16 protein-coding genes and 1 pseudogene are annotated in these 24126 nt (G+C 65.7%); 10 read left to right on the forward strand and 7 right to left on the reverse strand.

The annotated features are described in order from the left end of the window. Positions 1 to 54: 54 nt before the first annotated feature. Positions 55 to 2304, reverse strand: a complete 2250-nt coding sequence (gene katG / locus Q0082_RS03605) for a catalase/peroxidase HPI (protein ID WP_298190004.1) — start codon at positions 2302 to 2304, stop codon at positions 55 to 57. Positions 2305 to 2860: 556 nt separating this feature from the next. Between katG and Q0082_RS03610 the strand changes: the two genes are divergently transcribed. Together Q0082_RS03610 and Q0082_RS03615 are read left to right on the forward strand one after the other, a co-directional pair. Next, positions 2861 to 3994 carry a carbohydrate porin gene (locus Q0082_RS03610; RefSeq protein ID WP_298190006.1) on the forward strand — a complete coding sequence of 378 codons (1134 nt, stop codon included), beginning with the start codon at positions 2861 to 2863 and terminating at the stop codon, positions 3992 to 3994. 113 nt (positions 3995 to 4107) lie between these two features. Further along, positions 4108 to 4971, forward strand: a complete 864-nt coding sequence (locus tag Q0082_RS03615) for a PhzF family phenazine biosynthesis protein (protein WP_298190008.1) — start codon at positions 4108 to 4110, stop codon at positions 4969 to 4971. A gap of 18 nt (positions 4972 to 4989) precedes the next feature. Here the strand turns inward: Q0082_RS03615 and Q0082_RS03620 are convergent, their stop codons facing one another. Then, positions 4990 to 6309: a dienelactone hydrolase family protein gene (locus tag Q0082_RS03620; protein WP_298190011.1), complete on the reverse strand. Its 1320-nt coding sequence runs from the start codon at positions 6307 to 6309 to the stop codon at positions 4990 to 4992. Positions 6310 to 6424: 115 nt separating this feature from the next. Then, the gene (locus Q0082_RS03625) at positions 6425 to 9196 is read right to left on the reverse strand and encodes a TonB-dependent receptor (protein WP_298190013.1); all 2772 of its coding nucleotides are present in this window, start codon (positions 9194 to 9196) and stop codon (positions 6425 to 6427) included. 280 nt (positions 9197 to 9476) lie between these two features. Here Q0082_RS03625 and Q0082_RS03630 point away from each other — a divergent pair, with 280 nt between their 5' ends. The 3 genes from Q0082_RS03630 (at position 9477) to Q0082_RS03640 (ending at position 13424) form a co-directional block, all read left to right on the forward strand. Then, complete coding sequence (locus Q0082_RS03630; protein WP_298190014.1) at positions 9477 to 11027, forward strand: tryptophan halogenase family protein; 1551 nt, start codon at positions 9477 to 9479, stop codon at positions 11025 to 11027. Beyond that, on the forward strand, positions 11024 to 11773 hold the full coding sequence (locus Q0082_RS03635) for a SapC family protein (protein WP_298190016.1): 750 nt from the start codon (positions 11024 to 11026) through the stop codon (positions 11771 to 11773). The genes Q0082_RS03630 and Q0082_RS03635 overlap by 4 nt, the downstream gene beginning before the upstream one ends. Positions 11774 to 11939: 166 nt before the next feature. Beyond that, positions 11940 to 13424 (forward strand): SLC5 family protein, encoded by a 1485-nt coding sequence (locus Q0082_RS03640; RefSeq protein ID WP_298190018.1) that lies wholly within the window; start codon positions 11940 to 11942, stop codon positions 13422 to 13424. Between the two features lie 131 nt (positions 13425 to 13555). On the opposite strand, the gene Q0082_RS03645 is transcribed toward Q0082_RS03640, so the two are convergent. Then, a complete protein-coding gene (locus Q0082_RS03645) occupies positions 13556 to 14263 on the reverse strand; it encodes a FadR/GntR family transcriptional regulator (RefSeq protein WP_298190041.1) in 708 nt (235 codons plus the stop codon). Positions 14264 to 14415: 152 nt separating this feature from the next. Here Q0082_RS03645 and Q0082_RS03650 point away from each other — a divergent pair, with 152 nt between their 5' ends. Both Q0082_RS03650 and Q0082_RS03655 read left to right on the forward strand, forming a co-directional pair. Next, on the forward strand, positions 14416 to 15306 hold the full coding sequence (locus tag Q0082_RS03650) for a 2-dehydro-3-deoxygalactonokinase (RefSeq protein WP_298190019.1): 891 nt from the start codon (positions 14416 to 14418) through the stop codon (positions 15304 to 15306). Further along, positions 15303 to 15926: a 2-dehydro-3-deoxy-6-phosphogalactonate aldolase gene (locus Q0082_RS03655; RefSeq protein WP_298190025.1), complete on the forward strand. Its 624-nt coding sequence runs from the start codon at positions 15303 to 15305 to the stop codon at positions 15924 to 15926. The genes Q0082_RS03650 and Q0082_RS03655 overlap by 4 nt, the downstream gene beginning before the upstream one ends. Here the strand turns inward: Q0082_RS03655 and Q0082_RS03660 are convergent. Continuing rightward, the gene (locus Q0082_RS03660) at positions 15923 to 18031 is read right to left on the reverse strand and encodes an alpha-galactosidase (protein ID WP_298190027.1); all 2109 of its coding nucleotides are present in this window, start codon (positions 18029 to 18031) and stop codon (positions 15923 to 15925) included. The genes Q0082_RS03655 and Q0082_RS03660 overlap by 4 nt on opposite strands. A gap of 123 nt (positions 18032 to 18154) precedes the next feature. Between Q0082_RS03660 and Q0082_RS03665 the strand changes: the two genes are divergently transcribed. Then, a complete protein-coding gene (locus tag Q0082_RS03665; protein WP_298190029.1) occupies positions 18155 to 20107 on the forward strand; it encodes a beta-galactosidase in 1953 nt (650 codons plus the stop codon). Positions 20108 to 20110: 3 nt separating this feature from the next. On the opposite strand, the gene Q0082_RS03670 is transcribed toward Q0082_RS03665, so the two are convergent. Continuing rightward, positions 20111 to 21040: a Gfo/Idh/MocA family oxidoreductase gene (locus tag Q0082_RS03670; RefSeq protein ID WP_298190031.1), complete on the reverse strand. Its 930-nt coding sequence runs from the start codon at positions 21038 to 21040 to the stop codon at positions 20111 to 20113. Positions 21041 to 21327: 287 nt separating this feature from the next. On the opposite strand from Q0082_RS03670, the gene Q0082_RS03675 reads away from it, so the two are divergent. After that, positions 21328 to 23136, forward strand: a complete 1809-nt coding sequence (locus Q0082_RS03675) for an IlvD/Edd family dehydratase (protein ID WP_298190034.1) — start codon at positions 21328 to 21330, stop codon at positions 23134 to 23136. 3 nt (positions 23137 to 23139) lie between these two features. Next, a complete protein-coding gene (locus tag Q0082_RS03680; RefSeq protein ID WP_298190037.1) occupies positions 23140 to 24012 on the forward strand; it encodes an SMP-30/gluconolactonase/LRE family protein in 873 nt (290 codons plus the stop codon). 9 nt (positions 24013 to 24021) lie between these two features. On the opposite strand, the pseudogene Q0082_RS03685 reads toward Q0082_RS03680, so the two are convergent. Next, positions 24022 to 24126 (reverse strand): annotated as a pseudogene (locus Q0082_RS03685) (IS5/IS1182 family transposase); the annotation flags it as partial.

The raw sequence follows: 24126 nt of genomic DNA on the forward strand, positions 1-24126 counted from the left end.
AGAAAGGGCCGGGGCGCTGCAAGCGTCCCGGCCCTTTTCCGTTATTGCACTACCTTACGAGCGGTCGGCGTTCATCACCTTGGTCCAGGCCTTGGCGAAATCGCGCACGAACTGTTCGCGCGCGTCGTCACTGGCGTAGGCTTCGGCAACCGCGCGCAGCTCCGAGTTCGAGCCGAAGATCAGGTCCGCCGGTGTCGCGGTCCACTTCACCGCGCCGCTCGCCCGGTCGCGCCCTTCATAGGCTGCGCCCGCCTTGCTCCATACCGTGTCCATGCTGAGCAGGTTCACGAAGAAGTCGTTCGACAGCGTGCCCAGCCGGCTGGTCAACTCGCCCGCGTTCGAACCCGCCGCATTGGCATCGAGGACGCGCAAGCCCCCGACCAGCACGGTCATTTCGGGCACGGTCAGGCCCAGCAGGCTCGCCTTGTCGACCAGCGCCTCGGCCGGCCCCTGCCACGCATCTGCCGCATGCCAGTTGCGGAACCCGTCGGACTTGGGCTCCATCGGCGCGAAGGCCGCGGGATCGGTCTGCTCGGCGCTCGCATCGACGCGGCCCGGGGTGAACGGCAGCTCGAGCGAAACGCCCGCCTTGCCCGCCGACTTCTCGACCGCGGCATTGCCCGCCAGCACGATCAGGTCCGCCATGCTCACCGTGCGGCCACCCGGCGCGGTGCGGTTATACTCGGCGCGCACCTTTTCCAGCCCAGCCAGCACCTTGGCGAGCTCCGCCGGATCATTCACCGCCCAGTCCTTCTGCGGCGCCAGCCGGATGCGCGCGCCATTGGCCCCGCCGCGCAGGTCCGAATTGCGGTAGGTCGAGGCCGAAGCCCAGGCCGTGCGCACCAGCTGCGCCGGGGTGAGGCCTGAGGTCAGCACCTTGCCCTTGAGCGTTGCGATCTCCGCCGCGCCGATCAGCGGGTGGTTGTCGACCGGCAGCGGGTCCTGCCAGGTGAAGGTCTGCGCCGGCACATCCGTACCGATGTAGTGCGCCTTGGGCCCCATATCGCGGTGCGTCAGCTTGAACCATGCGCGGGCAAAAGCATCGGCATAGAGCTCGGGCTTGTCCTTGAAGCGCAGCGCGATCGCGCGGAACGCCGGGTCCTGCTTGATCGCCATATCGGTGGTGAACATGATCGGCGCGTGGGTCTTGCCCGCCTCGTGTGCGTCCGGCACGATCTGCACGTCCGCCGCATTGGCTGGCTGCCACTGCGTCGCCCCTGCCGGGCTCTTCACCTTGACCCAGTCGAACGCGAAGAGGTTGTCGAGGTACTGGCTCGTCCACTGGATCGGATTGGCCGACCATGCGCCTTCGAGGCCGCTCGTCACCGCGTCCTTGCCGACGCCCGTGCCGCAGCTGTTCTTCCAGCCGGTGCCCTGTGCCTCGATGCCCGCACCCGCCGGTGCCGCGCCGACGCAGGTCGCCGCTTGCGCGCCATGCGCCTTGCCGAACGTGTGCCCGCCCGCGATCAGCGCGACGATTTCCTCATCGTTCATCGCCATGCGGCCGAACGACTGGCGGATATCATGCGCGGCGGAAATCGGATCGCCGTTCGCATTGGGGCCTTCGGGGTTCACATAGATCAGCCCCATCTGCACCGCCGCGAGCGGGCCCTTCAGCTGCCGCTTCTCGTTCCAGCGGTCGCCATTGGCTTCCAGCCACTTCTTCTCGGTGCCCCAGTAGACCGCATCAGGCTGCCACGTATCCGCTCGGCCGCCACCGAAGCCCAGCGTCTTGAAACCCATCTGTTCCAGCGAGACATTGCCCGTCAGCACCATCAAGTCGCCCCATGAAAGCTTGCGGCCATACTTCTGCTTGATCGGCCAGAGCAGCCGGCGCGCCTTGTCGAGGTTGGCGTTATCCGGCCACGAATTGAGCGGCTCGAAGCGCTGTTCGCCGCCCGCACCGCCGCCGCGCCCGTCCATCGTCCGATAGGTGCCGGTGCTGTGCCACGCCATGCGGATAAAGAACGGCCCATAGTTGCCATAGTCCGCCGGCCACCAGGGCTGCGAGGTCGTCAGCACCTTGGCGATATCCGCCTTCACGGCCTTCAGATCGAGGCTGAGGAACGCCTTGGCGTAGTCGAAATCCGCACCATAGGGGCTCGCCGCCGTGTTCTCGTTCTGGCGCAGCGGCGTGAGATCGAGCTGATCGGGCCACCAGTCCTTGTTGGTGGTCGGCTTCTCGGCGGCAGCTGCGGTGGGCGGTGCCATCGCCGCATCAGCCGCGTGCCCCGCAACGGGCAAGGCGGCAAGAAGCGCGATGGCCAAAGTCGAAATGGCGGGGGTGGAAAGCGAAGCGCGCATATCGGTACCTCTCTGCTCGCGGAATCCGCGCAGCGCGCCTCGCCGCCGCACAGGCAGCGAGCACGGTGCGGCTGGACACCGCTCGGTTTGTTGATCTTGGCGCCCGGCCTTCCATGCAGCGGCGCCGGGCAAGCGTGTTGTGGCGCAGCGCCTGCCGATGAGGCCAGTTGATTTGTCTGCTCACTATGATCGATCAATTCGATCATTCAGCCGTGCGCGCAAGGCTATGCCTTTGCAGCAGCAGCGCGGCATATCATCATGGCGATGTGGGCTGGAAAACCCAATCTGGACACCCGGCGCGGTGCAATTTTACGCATCCTCTCCCAAGGCCGCGCCGGGTGAACGACTTGGTTTTGTGCTGCCGCAATTACCGCATTGGTTGGAAGGAGTCATCATGAAATTGCGTCCGCGCCATTCTCCGCGAACGAAATGATGCAAGCGCTGCCGCACCGCGCCGAAAAGGCAAACCCTTAGAGAATGCTGCGGTGATGCTGCGCTCTTTCCCTGATCGCTCCAAAGCGCCATTTTATCCGTATCGGTCTAATCCGGACGCACGATGCGCCGCTGCTTCCGCCTTGCCATTGCCGCCTGCGCGCTTGCCGCGACAGGCCTTGGCATGCCTGCCCCGGCATCAGCTCAAGCGGTTCTCGATTTCGGCGCATCCTACACCGCCGACATGCTCTCCGCCCTCGGCGGCAGCCCCTCGCGCGGTACCGATCTGGTCGGCCGCGTCGATGCATGGCTCGATTTCGATGGGCCGGCCGCCGGGCTAGACACACTCTCCGCCCGCATCGATCTCATGGCCGTCCACGGCCCCGACTTCTCCGGTCGGCGCACCGGCGCCTATCAGACCGTCAGCAGTCTCGAGGCCGATACCCTGCCCCACGTCTACGAGGCTTGGGCGCAGTGGAAGCCCAGCCCCAATGTCTCGGCCAAGGCCGGGCTGATCGATCTCAATGCCGAATTCGACATGCAGAACACCGGCGCACTGTTCGTGAACAGTGCCTTCGGGATCGGGCCCGACATTTCGCAGAGCGGCCTCGCCGGCCCCTCGATCTTCCCGATGACCGCCTCGGCGCTGGTCGTGCGGCTCCAGCGCGGGCGCAAGGCGTTGGCCCTGGGGGTTTTCGATGCGCTGGCTGGGGCACGGCACGATCCGCGCAAGCTCGCGGTGCGGTTTCCCGGAACCACCGGCGCACTGCTGATTGCCGAAGCGCGCGTGCCGGTCGGGACCTGGCTGCTCCAGTTCGGCGGCTGGCACTATACCACGCGCTTCGATGCCCTTGATCCCGCGCGGCCACCCGCCCTCTCCCGCGGGGCCTACGGCATGCTGGAAGGCACGGTAACGCGCAGGCTCAGCACGTGGGTCCGCCTCGGCGTGGCCGATGCCCGTGCCAACCCGGTTGCCGCTTATGTCGGCGGCGGCGCGGTCGCGACGCTGGGCGCATGGCGGCTGGGGTTGGCGGCAGCCCACGCCCGGCTCGGGCAAGCGGCCCGCGAGACGCTGGTGGCCCCCGGCCGCGCGCGCCGCGCCGAAACCGTGATCGAACTGACCGCGCAGCGCTCCGTTGCGCCCTGGCTCAATATCCAGCCCGATCTCCAGTATGTGATTCATCCCGGCTGGGCCCCCGGCGCGCCAGACACGCTCGTCGCCGGCCTGCGCTTCAGCCTCGCCATCCCGGACAACTGAGCGCTGCGCAGATAGCCTTGCTCCTCGGCGCGAAGGGTTTTCATTCTTGCCAAGGGGCCATGCGCCGTGATTGTCACCCCTCGCGCCATTCCCGGCGCGGAGTTCGTGAAGTCATGCCGCAATACCCGTTTCAGCTTGTCGACGTTTTTGGTGAGACCCCGTTTTCCGGCAACCCGCTGGCCGTGATCGCACTCGAAGCCGACCGCGCCACGGCAGAGCTGCAGCAGATCACGCGTTGGCTCAATCTCTCGGAAACCGCATTCCTCCTGCCGCCGAGCAGCGACGCGGCAGACTACCGTGTGCGCATCTTCACGCTCGACCGGGAGCTGCCCTTCGCCGGCCACCCGACGCTGGGTTCGGCCCATGCTTGGCTGGCGCTGGGCGGCACGCCGCGTCATGCTGGCAAAGTGGTGCAGGAATGCGGCGCCGGCCTCATCGATGTGCGCCGCACCGCCGATGGCCTTGCCTTCGCAGCACCGCCGCTGCTGCGCTCCGGGCCGGTCGAGGCGGACAAGCTGGCGGAGGCCTGCGGCGTTCTCGGCATCGCGACCAGCGACGTGATCGCTGCCGAATGGATCGACAACGGACCCGGCTGGCTCGGCATCCAGCTCAAGGACGCAGCGTCGGTGATCGCGGTCGAACCGGCGCGCTCCCATGCCTCGCGCATCGATATCGGCCTTGTCGGCCTCCACCCAGCCGGCAGCCCGTTCGCCTACGAAGTGCGCGCCATCTTCAGCGACCCCTATGGCGGCCTAATCGAGGACCCGGTCACCGGCAGCCTCAATGCCTCGGCCGCCGCATGGATGCTCCGCGCCGGGCATGTCAGCGCGCCCTACACCGCGACGCAGGGCACCCGACTCGGCCGCGCTGGCCGCATCCGGATCGAGCAGGAAGCCGGCGGCCCGCTGTGGGTCGGAGGCAGGACCGAAACGCTGTTTGCAGGCACAACCGGCGAAACGGCACTCGCCGCCAGTTGATACCCCAGCCGGGGCGAATCAGCGCTTTGCCGGTTCGCCCTTGCGCATTTCGAGGCCGAGCGCCCAGCGCTGCTGGAAGCCGCGCCAGAACCCCGCCTGCTCCGCCGAAGCCGGCCTGCCGCCCACGTTCTGGAACGGTACCAGCGGCCATTGCCCGTCGCCCGCCAGCGGCGGCGTGACATCGAGATAAGCGCGCTTGGCCTCATCGCCCTTCAGGTGAAGATCGAGGAAGGCCGTGATGAAGTGCTGGTTGATCGCGTTGATCCGCTCGGTGCGCCAGACCGGCTCCGCGAAATACTCGCGGGTCGAAAAATCCGCATCGGCCTCTGGCGGCGGCGGATTGCCACCCACGTTGTGCCGCGCGTTCTGGTAGAGCAGGAAATGGCGCTGATTGCCGGCCATCTGCGCAAACAGCCAGCTCACGCCCCCGGGGGCATCGACGATATCATCTTGGTCGCCATCGATCAGCAGCACCGGCTTGGCGAAGGCCGCGAGCGTGGCTTCGGACCACACGCGCACCGCAGGGCTGCCGCCAAACGGAGCGAGCGCCACCACGCCCTTGATCCGCGCGACCAGCGCCTTGCCCTCCGCCTGGCTGGCGAGCAGCTGGTCTCGCGCCGGGGCCGGCAACTGCGCCAGCACGGGACTTGTCGGGGCATAGTCCAGCCCGGCCGCGCCGAGGACGCCGAACCCGCCCATCGAATAGCCGACAAGGCCGATTGCATTGGCATCGATTGCCTGCCCCAGCGGATCGCTGGCCTTTCCGGCGCGGCGGGTCAGATCATCGATTATGAAGCGTACATCACGTGCGCGGTGGATCAGCACATTGCCGAACGAGACTGGAAAATCGGCGGGGTTGACCACGCGCTGATCGGCATGGTCGATCGCCACGACGACATAGCCTTTGGTCGCGAGGTTCTCCGTGAGCCAGGTCATGAAGGTGTCCCAGCCGTTGTAGCCGTGCGAGACGACGACGAGCGGGAAGCGCTTGCCCTTGATCGGCGCAGCTCCGTCCACGGCGAGGCTTGGAATGGCGAACGGGGCGCCGGTGCCATCGGGCCTTGGCAGTGCGTGCGCAAACGTGGTCCGCGCCGCGCCCGGTACCGCATCGGCAGGATACCAGACCCGCGCCTTGATCGTGCGCGTCATGCGCGCGATGCCCGTTGCCGAAAGCACCACACTGTCCAGTGCATCCACGGAAAGGGTTTGCGTGCCGATCGCATAGGCCCCCAACGCTGCGAGTTCCGGCGCATCGGGCGGCGGCACAGCATAAGGCTGGCGGACCGGTTGGGCCTCAGCCGCCCCCGCTACCAACAGGCCCGACAGAACGAGGCTCAAGAGAGCTTTCATTGCATTCCTTCCCGCGAGTTCAGCTTGATAGGCCTCCAAACGAAAACGCGCCCACGCAGATCGTCTGCATGGGCGCGCCTTCACGTCCGGAGGGGAGGGACGATCAGAAGTTCAGGCGGACGCCGGCGGCATAGCGCGCACCGGTATCGACATAATCGAGCACCTGATTGTCGAAACGGCCCGTAGTGATGTTGCGCGAGTTGGTCACGTTGGTGCCTTCGGCGAAGACCTGGGCAAACTTCGTGATGTCGTAGCTCACGCGAACGTCGACCTGATCGAACGGACGGCGGAACACCGGATCACCACCCTGGCCAGGGGTGACGAGGTATTCAAGGAACCGGCCGCGGCGGTTATAGGCGACGCGGGCGGCAAAGCCGTTCTTTTCGTAGAAGCCGGTGATGTTGTAGCTGTTGCCCAGACCTTCGAGCGCGAACGAAGTCGTCGTGCTGGTCACGTCGAAGGCAGCGCTGCTGTCCACGAACGTGGCGTTGACCGAGGCACCCAGGCCGTCAAGCGGCGAGGGCAGATAGTCGAACGTGTGCACGACGTTGAGCTCGATGCCCCGAACCGAAGCGTTCTCGGCGTTGCGCGGACGGCGCACGTTGAACGTCGCGGTGTTCGGACCGGTGATCCCGCCACCGACCGGCAGGCCGCTGGCATTGGCGATTGCGAACTGCTCGGCCGAACGGGTCTGGACGATGAAGTCGTCGATGCTCTTGTAGTAAGCAGCGACCGACAGCGTCGTCGTCGAAGTCGGATACCACTCGAACGAGAGATCGAAGTTGTTCGAGGTGTAGGGCTTCAGATCCGGGTTGCCGCCGCTGGCATCGAGGCTCGCCGGACGCGTGACGTCGAAGTTGGTCCGCGGCGCAAGGTCGCGGATCTGCGGACGGGTCAGCGTACGCGACGCGGAGAAGCGCGCGATGACCTTGTCCGAGAGGTTCACCTTCACGTTGATGTTCGGCAGGAAGTAGTCGTAGCTCGCCCGCTTCGCCGTCGCCACCGGAGCGCCGCCATTGGCGAACACGGCCTGGTAGATCGTCGGATCGTTCGGCACCGAAAGCAGGTCGGTCAGCGCCAGCTGGCGGCCGCTCGCGATGAGTTCGGTGTGTACGTAGCGCGCACCGAGGTTGACCACCCACGGCAGCGCGCCGAGGTTGCCCTTGAAATCGGCTTCGACGTAACCGGCGAAGACCTTTTCCGACACCGCGAACGAGTTCGGCTGGACCGAAGCGGCAAAGCCGTTGGTCGCGCGCAGCAGTGCGGCAGTGGTCCCGGGGGCTAGGCCGCGCGCCGTATCGCGCGCTGCTGCCTGGGCGGGGCTTTCAAGGAACTTGAAGTAGGCGTCCGCATCGTAAGTGAGGATGTTCGACGGAACGCTGCCCGATCCGCGCGGCGAATTGAGCGTCAGCGGGCTGAGCAGCGAAGCCGATGCACCCTCGTTATAGCCGCAATAGAGGCACAGCGTGTTGGGATCGGTGGCGATCGACTGGCTGTTCTTGCTGCGGTTGGTGTTGATGAGGCCGAAGCGGACCGCATCGAGCGTGCCGCCATCAGACTTCCACTCGGTGTCGAGCTTGTACTCGAGCACGCGTTCCGCCTCGGTGTTGCCCTGGCGCAGCGCGATGTGCGAGCGGCCCAGCGCCGCGTTGGCGAGGTCGGCCGAGTAATCCACCGTCGAAGGGAAGCCGTTGCCGGTCGCCTGCTTGAAGCTGTAGCGGCTCGGGATGCCGATCACGGTGAAGTAGTTGCGGCCACCCGCCGAATCCTTGGCGCGCGACCACGAAACGTCGGCCTTCACGGTAAGCTGGCTGTTGGGCTTCCACTCGACGTTGCCGCCGAACGCGTAGGTCTTCACGAAACGGTTGTTCGACGTCTGGATGAGGTCGGCGTTGCCGTTGGTCGTGAGCGAGGTGATCGTCCGGTTCGAATCGATCGCTGCGGCAGTGTAGCTCGAAGGCTCGAACCAGCTGCCGAGCGCCTGGACGCGCGAATCGACGTTGAACTGGTTGTAGAGACCGTCGACCGTGAAGGTCAGCGCATCGCTCGGGCGATACTGGGCGGTGCCGGTGACGCCGATGCGTTCGCGCGACTGGTCATCCTGGCCGACGTCCTGGTTGCGCGGGGCAAACACGTTGGTGAACAGCGGATTCGCTGCCGGGCCGACCGTGGTGCCGGGAATGTAGCCGCGGTTCTGCGTATAGCGGGTCTGCGCATCGCGCTTCTGGTACGAAACCGAGGCGAGCACGCCGAACGTGCCGTCAGCAAACGTGTTGCTGATCAGGCCGAACGCCTGCGGGGTCACCTTGTCGCTGTTGCGCTCGTATTGGCCCTTGGCCGAAACCACGGCCTTGAAGCCGTTGAGGTCGAGCGGGCGCGGGGTCTTGACGTTGAGCGTCGCGCCGATGCCGCCGTCCTGCAGGCGGGCCTGCGAGCTCTTGTAGACTTCCGCACCGCTGATCAGTTCGGCGGCCAGAAGGTCGAAGCTGAATTCGCGGCCCTGGTTGTCGCTGGCGAAGGTCCGGCCGTTGACGAGCACCGTGTTGAACGCCGGGCCGAAACCGCGGACCGTGACGAAACGGCCTTCACCGTTGCTGCGGTCGATCGCGACACCGGGGATGCGCTGCAGCGATTCCGCGACGTTCGTGTCGGGGAACTTGCCGAGGTCTTCCGAGCTGATCACATCGACGATGCTGTCAGCATTCCGCTTGATACTGGCGGCGCTGCGCAAGCTGCTGCGGATACCGGACACGATGATCTCGTCAGGCGCCGAAGCCTCGGGAGCGACCGATTCCTGCGCAAACGCCGGGGCCGCACCGCCAATGATCGCCAGTGCGCTGCAGCAGGCAAGCGCCTGGCTGCGCAGGCGTGACATGGCGGGTAAGTTACTGAATTGAGACATAATATGGCTCTCCCCTTGCTGGCGTTGACCTGTCTGGCCATAGCGCCTGAAGTGCTGTGACGCAGGTGTCCCACGCCGTTGCGCGTCTGACTGATCTGTTTTATCAGATAAATCAAATGAAAGTTTTAGGGGCGGCTGGTTTGCCCGCAAAGTGGTGCTTATTTGCTGCACTTGGCGATCATCGCGATGCCCTTTGGACTAGCCTTGCCAAGCCCGGCCGGGCAGCGGCAATAAGGCACGCAGGGAGCAGGACATGAACGACAAGGTTCGGCAGGTGGTAATCGTGGGCGGTGGCTCGGCGGGCTGGATCGCCGCCGCACGCATTGCCGCAGCGCACCGCCCGGATGGCGAGAACGGGGTCTCGGTCACCCTCATCGAATCCGAAACCATCGGCACGATCGGCGTTGGTGAAGGCACCTGGCCGACCATGCGCAACACGCTGCGCAAGATCGGCATTTCCGAAACCGAGTTCTTCCGTTCCTGCGATGCCGCGTTCAAGCAGGGCGCGCGCTTTGCCGGCTGGGTCACGGGCGAGCCGGGCGATGCCTACTATCACCCGCTCAATCCGCCGCAGGCCGCCACGCAGATCAATCTCTCGGCGCACTGGCTGCGCCGGCAGGACGGCGCGGGCACCGACTTCGCCCACGCGGTCGATTTCCAGTCGGCACTGTGCGACGCGGGCCTCGCGCCCAAGTCGATCAGCACCGCCGAATATGTCGGCCTCGCAAATTATGCCTACCACCTCGATGCGGTGAAGTTTGCCGCGCTGCTCAAGAAGCACTGCACCGAAAAGCTCGGCGTCCGCCACGTGATCGACGACGTGACCGATGTGAAAGTCGACGAAGCCGGCTTCGTCACCGGTGTCGAGGCTAAGGTGACGGGACTGATCGCCGGCGATTTCTTTGTCGATTGCACCGGCTTTGCCGCCCTACTGATCGGCCAGACCTACGGCGTACCGTTCGTGGACTGCAACGATGTCCTTCTCGCCGATCACGCAGTGGCGCTGCAGGTGCCCTACGAGCACGAGGACGATCCCGTCGCCAGCCAGACCAATTCGACGGCGCAAGGCGCCGGCTGGATCTGGGACATCGGCCTGCCCACCCGGCGCGGCACCGGCTATGTCTATTCCAGCCGCCACACCAGCCATGATGAGGCCGAGCGGACCCTGCGCGCCTATCTCGGCCCCGTTGCCGATGGCCTCAATGCGCGGCGCATCCCGATCAAGTCGGGTCACCGCCAGCGCTTCTGGGAAAAGAACTGCGTGGCGGTCGGCCTTGCCAACGGCTTCCTCGAACCGCTCGAGGCTTCGGCGCTCATGCTGATCGAAACCGCGGTTGATTTCATCGTCGATCGTCTGCCGCGCAACCGCGCGGTGATGGCCCCGCTCGCCCGCCAGTTCAACGCGGCCTTTGATCATCACTGGGCGCGGATCATCGATTTCCTCAAGCTCCACTACGTGCTGACCAAGCGCGAGGACACCGCCTTCTGGCGCGACAACCGCGACCCCGCGACGGTGCCAGACCGCCTTCTCGAACAACTCGAACTGTGGCGCCATCTGCCGCCCGGCCCGCAGGATTTCCCGCACCAGCCCGAAGTCTTCTCGTGGCCCAGCTACCAGTACGTGCTCCACGGCATGGGCTTTGAATGCGACCTTGCCGAAGGAAGCCAGGTTACGGCCGAAGCGGCACTTGCGCAGCGCTGCTTCATGGCAACGCAGCGCCAGCAGGAACAGGCGCTCGCGGCCCTCCCCTCGCACCGCGCGCTGCTCGATGCCGTGCGTGTCCACGGGTTCCAGGCGGTATGAGCGGGGAAGCCAGCATCGCCGCAGTCAGCCACGCGCGCCATGGCGGCGTCTCCATCAGCACCGGCATCGATCTTGCCGCCGCTGCCGCGCTTGGCCATGTCCCGCTGGGTCTCGGCGAGGTGCCGCTCGCGGGCTGCGATTATCCCGTCGTCCTGATCAAGGACGGCGCGACCGGTGCGTTCCGGCTCGTCGCCCTGCTGGGCTATGCGCCAGACCGCAATCTCTATGTGATCGGCGAGAGCTGGGCGGCGACCTATCTGCCGCTCAATGTGCTGCGCCTGCCTTTCTGCCTAGGCACGCTGAACGGCGAAGCGGTGGAGCTGTGCATCGACGAGGCGAGCAGTCTCCTCGGCCGCGCACCCGGCGCCGCGCTGTTTGAGGCCGATGGCACGGAAACCCCGTTTCTTGCCGGCCGCCGAGCGTTGATCGAACAGATGCGCGCCGATGCCGAAGCGACCGCGCAGTTCGTCAGCGCCATCGCTGCCGAGCGCCTCATCACACCGATGACCCTGAACCTGCATTACGCCGACCAGCACCAGCAGGATATCCAGGGCGCCTACACGATCGATCCGCTCGCGCTCGAAACGCTGGCTGATGCTGCCGTCCTGCGGCTCCACCGCAACGGCCACCTCGCAGCGATCCACGCCATGATCCACAGCCTCGGCCAGCTGAACCGGCTCGATCAGCTCCACAACGCGCGCGGCGAACGCCAGATCACGCGGTCCGGGTTTCAGCTCCACTTGTGATACCACGCGGGCCGCAGAGTGGCTTGCTCTTGCCGCGCCGGACGCGTAGCAGCAATAGATCATATAAATGCGACAATAGGCTGCAAAGCCCGTCGCAAGCGAGGGATGCCATGGCACGATTTTCAGCCGGACCGACGATCAGCGCGCCGCCGCGCAGGCAGCCGGCATGAGCGCGGCCTCCCCGGCCGTCGAGACGGTCTCGATCGGCAGCAGCACGCAGCTGCTCGCCTTCGCGCTCGTCATCACGCTCGTCGGTGCCCTCACCTGGTGGCGCACCCGCACCGCCCACGCGCATAGCGACAACGAGGACCGCGAGTTCTTCCTCGCCGGAGGCAGCCTCACCTGGATCTATGTCGCGGGCTCGATCACGATCACCAATCTCGGCACCGAGCAGCTTGTTGGCGCCAACGGGAACCAGATGCTGCTGCTGGCCTGGTGGGAACTGGCCGCCGTGTTCGGCCTCCTCATCCTCGCCTTCGTCTTCGTGCCGATCTACTACCGCTACCAGTGCGTCACGACCACCGAGCTGCTCGAGCGGCGCTATAACGATGACCGCATCCGCACGATGATCTCGACGTTGTTCCTGTTCGGCAACCTGTTCATCTCGATGCCATCCGCGCTCTACACTGGCGCGCTGTTCCTGCGCAGCGTGTTCGGGATCGATCTGCCGCTCGTCATGGTCGGCTTTTGCATCGCCGCGCTTGGCGCAGGCTACGGCGTGCTGGGCGGCCTGCGCGCCGTCGCCATTTCGGAAACCTTCAGCGGCGCCAGCCTGCTGTTCATCTGCCTACTGCTGGTGTTCCTGTCGCTACAGGCGATCGGCTTCGATTTCTCCGGCATTCCGCCCGAACGACTGACCCTGATCGGCGGCAACGACTCACCGATCCCGTGGCATACGCTGCTCACCGGCATGCTGTTCATCCAGATCTTCTACTGGTCGACCAATCAGGCAATCACCCAGCGCGCGATGGCGTCACCCACGGTGCGCGAGGCGCAGAAGGGCGTTCTGGCCGCCGCCGTGATCCGGCTGATGATCGTGCCGGCCATCGTCGTGCTGCCGGGCATCGTCGCCTACAAGCTCTACGGCAATGTCCACGATGCCGCCTTCGGCAAGCTTGTCGGCAATATCCTGCCCGGCTGGCTCGCCGGCACGTTCGCTGCAATCCTTGTCACCAGTGTCGCGACCCACTTTGTCGCGATCCTCAATTCTTCGGCGGCGCTCTACATCTGCGATATCCACCAGAAGTACGTGAACCCGAAGGCCAGCGTGCGCACGCTCAACATCGTCACGTCGGCCGTGATGATCCTTGTCGCGGTGGTCCTGATCCCGGTCTATGCCAACGCCGTCAGCATCATCAACCTGCTGCAGCAGCTGAACGGGTTGTTCTCGATGCCGATCCTTTCGGCCTTCATCGTCGGCCTGCTGTTCCGCAACGTCGATGCGCGCGCGGCGATCGGCGCGGTGCTCTTCGGCATTTCGCTCTATGCCTACTTCACTTTCGTCCACGCGCCCTTCGGCCTGCACTACATCCATCTGATGTTCGTTACACTGTGGTCCTCGATCGCCTTCTCGCTGGCGGTGAACCGGTTCATCTTCGGCAACCGGGCGAGCCTGGTCCACTTCTGGAAGCGCGAGAAGGCCGAAGCGTAGGGCGTCGATTACAACTGACGCAAACTGGCTCCGTCACCCCGGGCTTGACCCGGGGTCCCGCTTCCTCACAGCGCTCGGATGGAGGCGTCACCTCGGATCAAGTCCGGGGTGGCGCGTTCAAAAAGCCAGCCTCAAGTGCTGGCAGTTGCCTCGGCTTCCCCGATGAGGACAAGCACATCGCCGATCAGCCGGCGCATGGCGCAGCGCGCACCATCGCTGTCGCGCGCGAGGATCGCATCGTAGACAGCGCGGTGGTCCTCGATGCTCGCTGTGCGGCCCTTGATCCGGTTGGTGAAGTGAATCGAGGTGGCAAGCGCGCTCGCCACCATGTCGCGAAACTGCTTGTAGAACGGGTTGCGCGAGCCTTCGAGCACGGCCACGTGAAAGGCGATATCAGCCGCCAGCGTATTGTCTGCCCCCGCTTCGGCCGCGACCATCCGGGCCAGCCCTGCCCCGATCGCCGTGCGCTCTGCATCGGTTGCCTGGATCGCGGCAAGCGCTGCCGCTTCCGGCTCGATCGCCACCCGCAGCTGGTTGAAATGGCGCAGCAGTTCGACCGAAAACTTGCGCTCCAGCAGCCAGTGCAGCACGTCGCTGTCGAACAGGTTCCATGAGGATTGCGGCTGAACAATCGTTCCTTGCCGCGGCCGCGCGCTGAGGAGGCCCTTCGCGGTCAGCATCTTGACCGCCTCGCGCGTCACTGCGCGGCTCACCCCGTGCTTGCGCGCAAGCTCGGCTTCGGTGGGAAATGCCACATTGTCGTACTCGCCGATGACGATCGCGCGCCCGATCACGTCGAGCATGCCGTAGGTGAGGTTGCGGCCAAGGCTGGTGCGCATTTCAGAGGGGAAAATCTCGGTCGTGATGGCGCTGACCTTCCTGTTCACCAAGCTTTGTAACGAGTACGCAAATGGAGCGCATAATTCAATTCCTCCTGACACCAAAGTCAGATAGATATGATAATTGCGTAAACACTCGAGCGGAGCCGGTCTTGGAAGCTGCCATCCTTGCGGTCGATTGGGGTTCGACCAATCGCCGCGTCTTCGTGCTTGCGGCCGATGGAAACGTCCTGGAAACGGCGCAAGACGACCGCGGCGTGCTGGCGATGGGCGGCAGCAGCTTCGCTGCCGAAGCCGCTGCGATGCGCGCCCGGTGGGGTGATCTGCCGATGCTTTGCGCCGGGATGGTCGGCTCCAATCGCGGCTGGGCTGATGCAGGCTACGTCGCGGCGCCGGCCAGTCTTGCCGGAATTGCGGCTGCTGTTCACTGGGTGGAACCCGGCCGCACCGCGATCGTGCCCGGTGTCTCGCGCGATGACGGCAACCGCGCCGACGTGATGCGCGGCGAGGAAGTCCAGCTCCTCGGCGCGGCCGCAGCCGGCCTCGTCGCCCCCGATGCCTGGCTTTGCCAGCCGGGTACCCACGCCAAGTGGGCACGGCTTCAGCAGGGAGACCTTACCGATTTCACCACGGCCATGACAGGCGAGATCTTTGCCCAGCTCGGCAAGGGCGGCCTGCTTGCCGACGGGCTGGACGGCCAAGTCAGCGACGGCGCAGCGTTCCGCGCAGGGGTTCAGGCCGCGCGCGGCGGCGATCTCCTCGCCCGGCTGTTCGGCGCGCGGGCGGGGCTGGTGCTGGGAAAGCGCGACCGCACCGATCAGGCCTCCTACGTCAGCGGCCTCCTCATCGGCAGCGATTGCGACGCCCGTCTCTCCAGCGATTTTGCCGGTGCCCGCGCCGATGGCGTAGATGTCCTCGCCTCCCCCGGCCTTGGCAACCTTTACCTCGCCGCGCTCGATGAGCTCGGCTGCCCGGCCCGGCTGGTCGATAGCCATGCGGCTTTCCTCGTCGGGATCACCCAAATCTGGAGCCTGCTACAATGACCACCTTTGATGCCGCTTTCGCCGCGATGCCGCTGGTCGCCATTCTGCGGGGCCTGACGCCCGAAACGGCAGACGACGTGGGCGACGTGCTGGTCGAGGCCGGCTTCACGCTGATCGAAGTGCCGCTCAATTCCCCGCGCCCGCTCGAAAGCATCGCCCGCCTCGCCAAACGCCTCGAAGGCCGTGCGCAGGTCGGCGCCGGCACCGTCCTCGATGTCGCGGCGGTCGAGGCCGTGGCAGAGGCCGGCGGCACACTGATCGTCTCGCCCAACACCAACACAGCCGTGATTGCCGCCGCTGCCGCGCGCGGCCTCATCCCTGTTCCCGGCTTCCAGACACCAAGCGAGGCCTTCGCCGCGCTCGAAGCGGGTGCGCGCGCGCTCAAGCTGTTTCCGGCTGAAGCCGCCAGCCCTGCCGTCCTCAAGGCGATCCGCACCGTCCTGCCAACAGGCACGGCGGTCCTGCCTGTCGGCGGCATTTCGCCCACGAACCTTGGCCCCTGGCACGCAGCCGGCGCCGCCGGCTTCGGCATCGGCTCCGCGCTCTACAGCCCCGGCGTCACCACCGAGGAATTGGCCCAGCGCGCCGCCGCCTTTGTCGCGGCATACCGGGCGCTCTAGCGCTTCAGATGCAGGATCAACGCCGTGCCCGGATGGAGGCGCGGCGGCTGGAAGCCCGCCTGCATCAAGGCAGCGCCGCGAAACCGGCCGCCATCCTTCAGCGGCCATTCGGCCCTGAGGCGTGGCGGCCACACGACTGTCAGTTCGTAATCCGCCGCAGGATCGAGCCCCGCCAGCCGCAGCGGCTCGGCAAAGTAGCCGCGCTGCTCGGTCAGCATCGTGTAGGAAACGAGCGCCTCACCACCGTCCTCGGCCACGATGGCAAAGGCATTGACGCCCTCCGCCGCATCGATCCGGTGGAGCTCACCACCATGGATCAGCGCCCGGTGCGCCTTGTGCAGCGCCACTCCGGCAGCGAGGTCCGATGCTTCCTGTGCATCAAGTTCGTGAAGATCCGCCTCGATCCCCATATGCCCGAATAGCGCCGTCGCCACGCGCAGCGGCATCGAAAGCCGCCGTCCGGTGATGTGGCAATGCGTCGGCCCGACATGCGCGCCCATAAGTTCCGCCGGCAGGAAATGCGAGAAGCCGCGCTGGATCGAAAGCCGGTCGAGCGCGTCGTTGCTGTCGCTCGTCCACACCCGGTCGGTCCGCGCCAGAATGCCGAAGTCGGCGCGCCCGCCGCCCGAAGCACAGCTCTCGATCTCGACCGCGGGGAACGCCGCCCGCAACCGATCAAGGACCTCGTATAGCCCCCCGACATGCGCCGTCACTCCTGCGCGGCCATCCGCGCCGCCCGGCTGGCTGAGATCGCGGTTCATGTCCCACTTGAGGTAGCTGATCGGGTATTCCTCAAGCAGCGCCGCAACGTCGCGATACAGCCGCTCGCGCACCTCGGCGCGCCCGAAATCGAGCACCAGTTGATGGCGGAACGGGATCTGCGGCGCGGGCGGCGTCCCCAGCACCCAGTCCGGATGTGCACGGAACAGATCGCTGTCCGGATTGACCATCTCGGGCTCGACCCAGAGGCCGAACTCCATGCCAAGCGAGCGCACTTTCTCGATCAGCGGCCCCAGCCCTTCCGGATAGACGTCCGGGCTCACTTGCCAATCACCGAGGCCCGCACGGTCGCTCCGGCGGCTGCCGAACCAGCCGTCATCGAGCACGAAGCGCTCCACGCCGACCGCCGCCGCGCGCTCGGCGAGTTCCATCAGCTTTGCGGTGTCATGATCAAAATAGACCGCTTCCCAGCTGTTGTAGTGGACCGGGCGCGGCTTCGCCCGCAGCCGTGCATGCTCGGGCCGCTCCCGCAGGAAGGCGTGGAACTGGCGCGAAACCGAGCCCAAGCCTTCCCCAGAAACCGTCGCAAAGAGCGTCGGCGTCGTCAGGCTCTCACCCGGCGCAATCGCGATCTCGCCCGGCAGATACAGCGCTTCCATCGTCACCGACTGCCGCCCATCGGCCAGCGTCTCGACGGCAAGCCGGTGGTTGCCGCTCCAGCCGAGATGGAAACCATAGGCCAGCCCGCGCATCTCGCTCACACCGCGCTCGATGGCGAGCAGCCCCGGAAAGGCATCGTGGCTGGTGCGCCCGCGCCGGTTCTCGCGCAGCCAGGTACCCATGGAAAGCTCGTGCCGCTGCAGCTGGAACTCGCCTGACCAACGCCCTTCGAACCCAATGATCTCGCGCACAAAGCCAGGCAGCGCGATCACTGGTGCCGCCAGATGATCGACCTGCAGCGGCTCGACGCCTGTATTGGCCAGCCGAGTCGTTGCCACGAGCACATCGCCCGAAAGCCTCAGGTCGTGGATCAGTGCCAGACCATGCGCGTCATCGCGGCTGGTGAAAACCAAGCGGTCCGCCGTCTGCGTCACATCAACCAGTAGCGCATAGCTCGCCCAATCCAGCCCACGGCGATGTGCGGCGAGCCCGGGCCGACCCGGAAAGCCCTGCCCTGCCTGCGGCGTCAGCGCGAGCGGGGCTTCGATAGCAGGCGAAGCATTGGCTTCGGCCCGTGCCGCCAGCACCGAAAGCTCATCCAGCGCAAGGTCATCGGGCAGGCGTGGCCCCCAATAGCGCACTGCAGGCACCTCGGCGCAGACCTCCACCACCAGTGTGACGTTTGCGCCATCGAGGCGATAAGCGGCGGAAAAGGATGTGGTCATGGCCGGGCTTTCGGTAGCAAAAATGGATTTATATGATAAATGAGCCTTGCCGGGTTACCGCTGACCAGCGATGACCTGCAACGCATTTCTGAAGCCCCGACATTTTTGAAGGATCGGCCCCGCATGCTTGGCGTCTGCTACTATCCCGAACATTGGCCCGAAGCATGGTGGGAAGAGGACGCCCGCCGCATGGCCGCGCTCGGCCTCACTTACGTGCGCATCGCCGAGTTCGCGTGGAGCCGCATCGAGCCCGATCCCGGCCGTTTCGAATGGGACTGGCTGGACCGCGCGATCGAGACACTGGGCAAGGCCGGCCTCAAGGTCGTGATGTGCACGCCCACAGCAACGCCGCCCAAGTGGCTGATCGATCTGTATCCCGAGATCCTGCCCGTCGATCCCGAAACCGGCCGCACGCGTGGCTTCGGTTCGCGCCGCCACACCGATTTCTCCAGCCCCGTATGGCACCGCGAAGCGATGCGCATCAGCACCGCCGTCGCTGAACGCTATGGCGAGAACCCCTACGTCGCCGGCTGGCAGACCGACAACGAGCTGTGCTGCCACAACACTGCGATCAGCGCTTCGCCCGCTGCGCAGGACGGTTTCCGCATCTGGTGCCGCGAGCAGTACGGCGAGATCGCTGCACTCAACAAGGCTTGGGGCAACGTGTTCTGGTCGATGGAATACCGCAGCTTCGACGAGATCGAGATGCCCGTTGGCGCGGTCACGGAAACCAGCCCCGCCCACCGCATGGCCTGGCGCCGCTATTCGTCCGACATGGTTGTGCGCTTCCACGCCGACATGATCGCGATCATCCGCGCCCATTCGCCGGGCCGCTGGGTGACGCACAACTTCATCCCGATGCCCGAAACCGGGGTCGACAACCACGCCCTTGCCGCCGATCTCGATTTCGCGGCTTACGACAACTACCCGCTCGGCCGCGCCGACCTTGCGCTGGCGAAGGCCTCCGCCGCCGAGTTCGCGCCGCTCATGCGCACCGGCCATCCCGATTTTCAGGCGATCCTGTTCGATCAGACGCGCGGCCTCACCGGTCGTCCGTTCTGGGTCATGGAACAGCAGCCCGGCCCGGTAAACTGGGCGAACCACAATCCGCGGCCTGCCCCCGGCATGGTGCGCCTTTGGTCATGGGAAGCCTTCGCCCACGGCGCAGCAGTGGTCAGCTTCTTCCGCTGGCGCCAGGCGCCCTATGCGCAAGAGCAGATGCATGCCGGCCTGCTTCGCCCCGATTGCACCCATGCCGAAGCGTGGCCCGAGGTCGAACAGCTGCATGCCGAGCTCGCGCGGATCGAACTGCCCGCCCCGACCAAGGCCCCCGTTGCCATCGTCGTCGATCACGAGTCCGATTGGCTCGGCCAGATCGAGCAGCAGGGCCGCGGCTATGACTACCAGAAGATCCTGACCGCGTGGTACGGCGCGACCCGCCGCCTTGGCCTCGATGTCGATTTCGTCGCACCAGGCGCTGACCTCAGCGGCTACGCCATGGTGCTCGTTCCCGCCCTCGCCCTGCCGACCGCCGAAGCCGCTGCGCGCTTGCAGGCCGCCGACGGCCTCGTCCTGATCGGCCCACGCTCCGGTGCCAAAGCGCATGACGTTACCATCCCCGAAGGCCTCGCGCCCAGCCGCCTGCGCCCGCTCGTGCCGATCCGCGTGCTGGCGGTCGAAACGCTGCGCCCCGACTGCCCGGGCACGATCGCCATCGGCAACGCCACTTATGCCAGCGGGCTCTGGCGCGAGACGATCGAGGTGGGCGACTGCGATGTGCTCGGCCGCTATGAGGATGGCGCACCGGCCCTGGTCCGCCATGGCAAGGTCCACTACCTCGCCACGCTCGTCGAAGATGCGGCGCTTGATGCAATTGTAGCGTCGCTCGCAACCGAAGCCGGTGTCGCGACCGCGCCGCTCGATGGCCTTTTGCGCATCCGTCGGCGCGGCGACCTCACATTTGCGATCAACTACGGCGCTGAGCCCGCCGAGGCCCCCGCCCCCGATGGCGCGGTCTTCCTGCTCGGCAGCCGCACCGTTGCCCCGCGCGATCTGTCGATCTGGCGCGCGAACTGAACCTCAGAAGGCGAACGGATCGGTTTCGGTCCGTTCGCCAAGGAGGAACGCATCGGCGACCAGGGTCATCGGACGCAGATCGCAATCGCTTTGCCCGGCGGCCACCAGCTGCGCAAAACGCCGATATAGCGCCGGATATTCGCCAATCCCGTCTGCAGCCTGCTCAACGCCATCGATCCAGAGCCGCGCCCCGCCCTCGGTCAGCATGAGTGTGCCGGCGTCCGTCTCGATGGTGATGTCCCAGCTCTGCGGCCCGGTCTGCCGGAAATCGAAATCGGCAGAGACCGGCGCGGCTTCGTCATGCACCAGGTCCAGCTTCGCCGCGATGGGCGACCCGCGCCCCGCCGGAAACACAAGGCGCGCGCCGCCGAGACGCAGCGCGCCGGGCAGGATCGCCGTGACGATCGAAAGCGCATTGATGCCCGGATCAAACACACCAAGCCCCCCGGCGGCCAGAATCCACTCCTGCCCGGGGTGCCACACGCGGATGTCCTCGCGCCAGACGATGCTTGCGCACCTGATCCGCTTGCCCGTCAGCCATGTGCGCGCCGCATCGACACCCGCGGCATGGCGCGAATGCCACGTCGCAAAGAGGCTTCGTCCCGCGACCTGTGCTTGCGCTTCCAGCCCGTGCACTTCCGCCAGAGTGGCGCCAGGGGGTTTTTCCAGCATGACATGCCAGCCTGCTGCGAAAGCCTGCGCCGCCATGTGGTGTCTACCCACCGGCGGCGTGCACAGCGAGACAGCATCAATCTCAAGTCCGCTTTCGATCAAGGCGGCCAGATCGGTAAAGTTCGGCACACCCTCGACGCGCCCGTTGCGGCTCACCGCCGCCACCAGCTCGAACCCTGCATCGCCCGCAACTGCCGGCAGATGCTGATCACGCGCAATCTTGCCGATACCGACGAGCGCCAGTTTGAGGCGTTGGGACATAAGGCAACTCCGGGCTGGATTATTTTATCAGATATATATGCTATTAAAGCAAAGTTGGCTATCACGGAGGCGGTGATGAGGCATGATCATCGCCAGGCCGGCGGAGGCGCAATCCGGGCAGATGGTGGCTGCAGACCGCCGCTGGCCGGATGCGGTGTCGGCGGTATGGAGTTGGAAAGTGGGTATGATCGCCGCAAGGCGGCTTCCGAAGGGCAGGCTCGGGCGAGGCTTATGGGTGGCCTTCCGATCCTTGAACATTGCGCAGAATGACTTGGGGTAGAATTCGCATGACAGAACAGAACGAAGCGTCCCGTCCCCCTCGTCTGCGGTCGCGCGCCTGGTTCGATAATCCCGGCAACCCCGACATGACCGCGCTCTATCTCGAACGCTATCTCAACTTCGGTCTGTCCGTCGCCGAGCTCCAGTCCGACCGCCCGATCATCGGGATCGCGCAGACCGGCAGCGATCTCGCGCCCTGCAACCGCCACCACCTCGTCCTTGCCGAACGCGTGCGTGATGGCATCCGCGATGCCGGCGGCATTCCCATCGAGTTTCCGATCCATCCGATACAGGAAACCGGGAAACGGCCCACCGCCGCGCTCGATCGCAACCTCTCCTACCTCAGCCTCGTCGAGGTACTCTACGGCTACCCGATCGACGGAACCGTGCTCACGATCGGCTGCGACAAAACCACGCCCGCCTGCCTGATGGCGGCCGCCACGGTCAACATTCCCGCCATAGCGCTGTCGGTCGGCCCGATGCTCAATGGCTGGTTCAAGGGCGAGCGTACTGGTTCGGGCACGATCATCTGGAAGGCGCGCGAAATGCTCGCGGCCGGCGAGATCGATTATCGCGGCTTTATTGAGCTCATCGCTTCGTCAGCCCCATCGACCGGCTATTGCAACACGATGGGCACGGCGACGACGATGAACTCGCTGACCGAAGCGCTCGGCATGTCGCTGCCTGGTTCGGCTGCCATCCCCGCACCCTACCGTGATCGCCAGCAGGCCGCCTACGAAACCGGCGTCGCGATCGTCGAAATGGTCAAGGCGGACCGCAAGCCATCCGACATCATGACCCGCGCTGCCTTTCTTAACGCCATCCGCGTCAATAGCGCCATCGGCGGCTCGACCAACGCGCCGATCCATCTCAACGCCATCGCGCGGCACATGGGCGTCGAACTCTCTCTCGACGACTGGCAGGACCACGGCGCTGGAATTCCGCTGCTGGTCAACCTGCAGCCTGCGGGCGAATACCTCGGTGAGGACTACTACCGCGCGGGCGGTGTTCCCGCGGTCGTCGGCGAATTGCTGCGCGGCGGTCTGCTCGATGGCAGCGCCATGACCTGCAACGGCCGCACGGTGGCCGAGAACTACGCCGAAGCGCAGATCGAGGACACCCGCGTGATCAAGCCACTGGCAGAGCCCATGCTTGCCAACGCCGGGCTTACGGTGCTCACCGGCAACCTCTTCGAATCCGCGGTGATGAAATCCAGCGTGATCTCGGATGCCTTCCGCGCGCGCTATCTATCGAACCCCGACGATCCCGATGCCTTCGAAGGCCGTGCCATCGTGTTCGAAGGCCCGGAAGACTACCATGCTCGCATTGACGATCCCGCGCTTGGAATCGATGAGCACTGCCTGCTCGTAATCCGGGGCGTTGGCCCGATCGGCTATCCCGGCGGCGCGGAGGTCGTCAACATGCGTGCGCCGGCTGCCCTGATCCGCGCCGGCATCGACGCGCTGCCGTGCATCGGTGATGGTCGCCAGTCCGGCACCTCCGGCAGCCCCTCGATCCTCAACGCCGCGCCGGAAGCGGCGGTGGGTGGCGGTCTTGCCCTGCTGGAGACAGGCGATCGCATCCGCATCGACCTGAAACGTCGCACCGCTGAAATGCTCGTGCCGGATGAAGAACTCCAGCGCCGGCGCAAGGCGCTCGGCAGTTCGGGCGCGATGCCGGTGCCCGAGGCACAAACGCCCTGGCAGGAACTCCACCGCGAAATGACCGGCCAATATCCGGGCGGTGCGGTGATCGAATCCGCCATCAAATACCAGCGCATTGCTCAGACCCGCGGCCTTCCGCGCGACAGCCACTGAGCCATGGCAGCAGTCCGCTCGATCCCGCGCGATACACGCGATATTCTTGGCGAAGGCCTGCTGTGGAGTGCGCGCGAGAACGCTCTGTTCTGGACGGATATTCTCGGCCGGAAGCTGTGGCGAATGAACCTTGAGGGTGAGCAGATCACCCACTGGGACATGCCCGAGGCGATCGGCTGGATTATCGAGCGGGCAGCAGGCGGCTTTGTCGTCGGCCTGCAATCGGGCTTCTATCGCCTCGATCTTGAGCCGTTTCGCCTCGAGCTGATCGGCAACCCGCAGCCCGAACGGCCAAGCAATCGGCTGAATGACGCCAAGGCGGATGTACGCGGCCGGATCTGGGCCGGGTCGATGCCCTACGCCGACCAGCCCTCGACCAACTGGCCGGCGAGTGGCGCGCTCTATTGCCTCGATCCCTCAGGGGCCATCACGCGCCATGATGACGGCATCACCATCGCCAACGGTCCGGCATTCAGCCCCGATGGCACCGTGATGTATCATACTGACAGCCGCATCGGGCAGGTGTGCAAGTTTGCCATGAACGCAGACGGCAGCCTCGGCCCGCGCGAACCGCATCTGCAGTTCGATACGTCCAAGGGAGCGCCCGACGGGATGACCTGCGACCGGGAAGGCGGGCTGTGGATCGCGTTCTACAGCGGCGCGAAGGTTGCGCGCTTCCATTCCGATAGCCGGCTGGACCGCGAGATTGCACTCCCCACGCCGCAGATCACAAATGTCTGCTTCGCAGGCGCCGATCTCTCACGCATGTTCGTCACTTCTGCGGCAGACGGTCGTCCGGACGATCCGCTGGCTGGCGCCTTGTTCGAGGTGGATTGCGGCGCCGTCGGGCTCTTGCCGCATCAATTTCTCGGCTAGGCTCAGGACTCATTGATTGAGCCAGAAGATGACGGTTGCGGCGATGCAGATGGCGGACATGAACGTGTGGGCGCATCGGTCGTAGCGGGTATGGATGCGTCGCCAGTCCTTGAG

The organism is Novosphingobium sp. (assembly GCF_027489515.1).
Taxonomy (GTDB): Bacteria; Pseudomonadota; Alphaproteobacteria; order Sphingomonadales; family Sphingomonadaceae; genus Novosphingobium.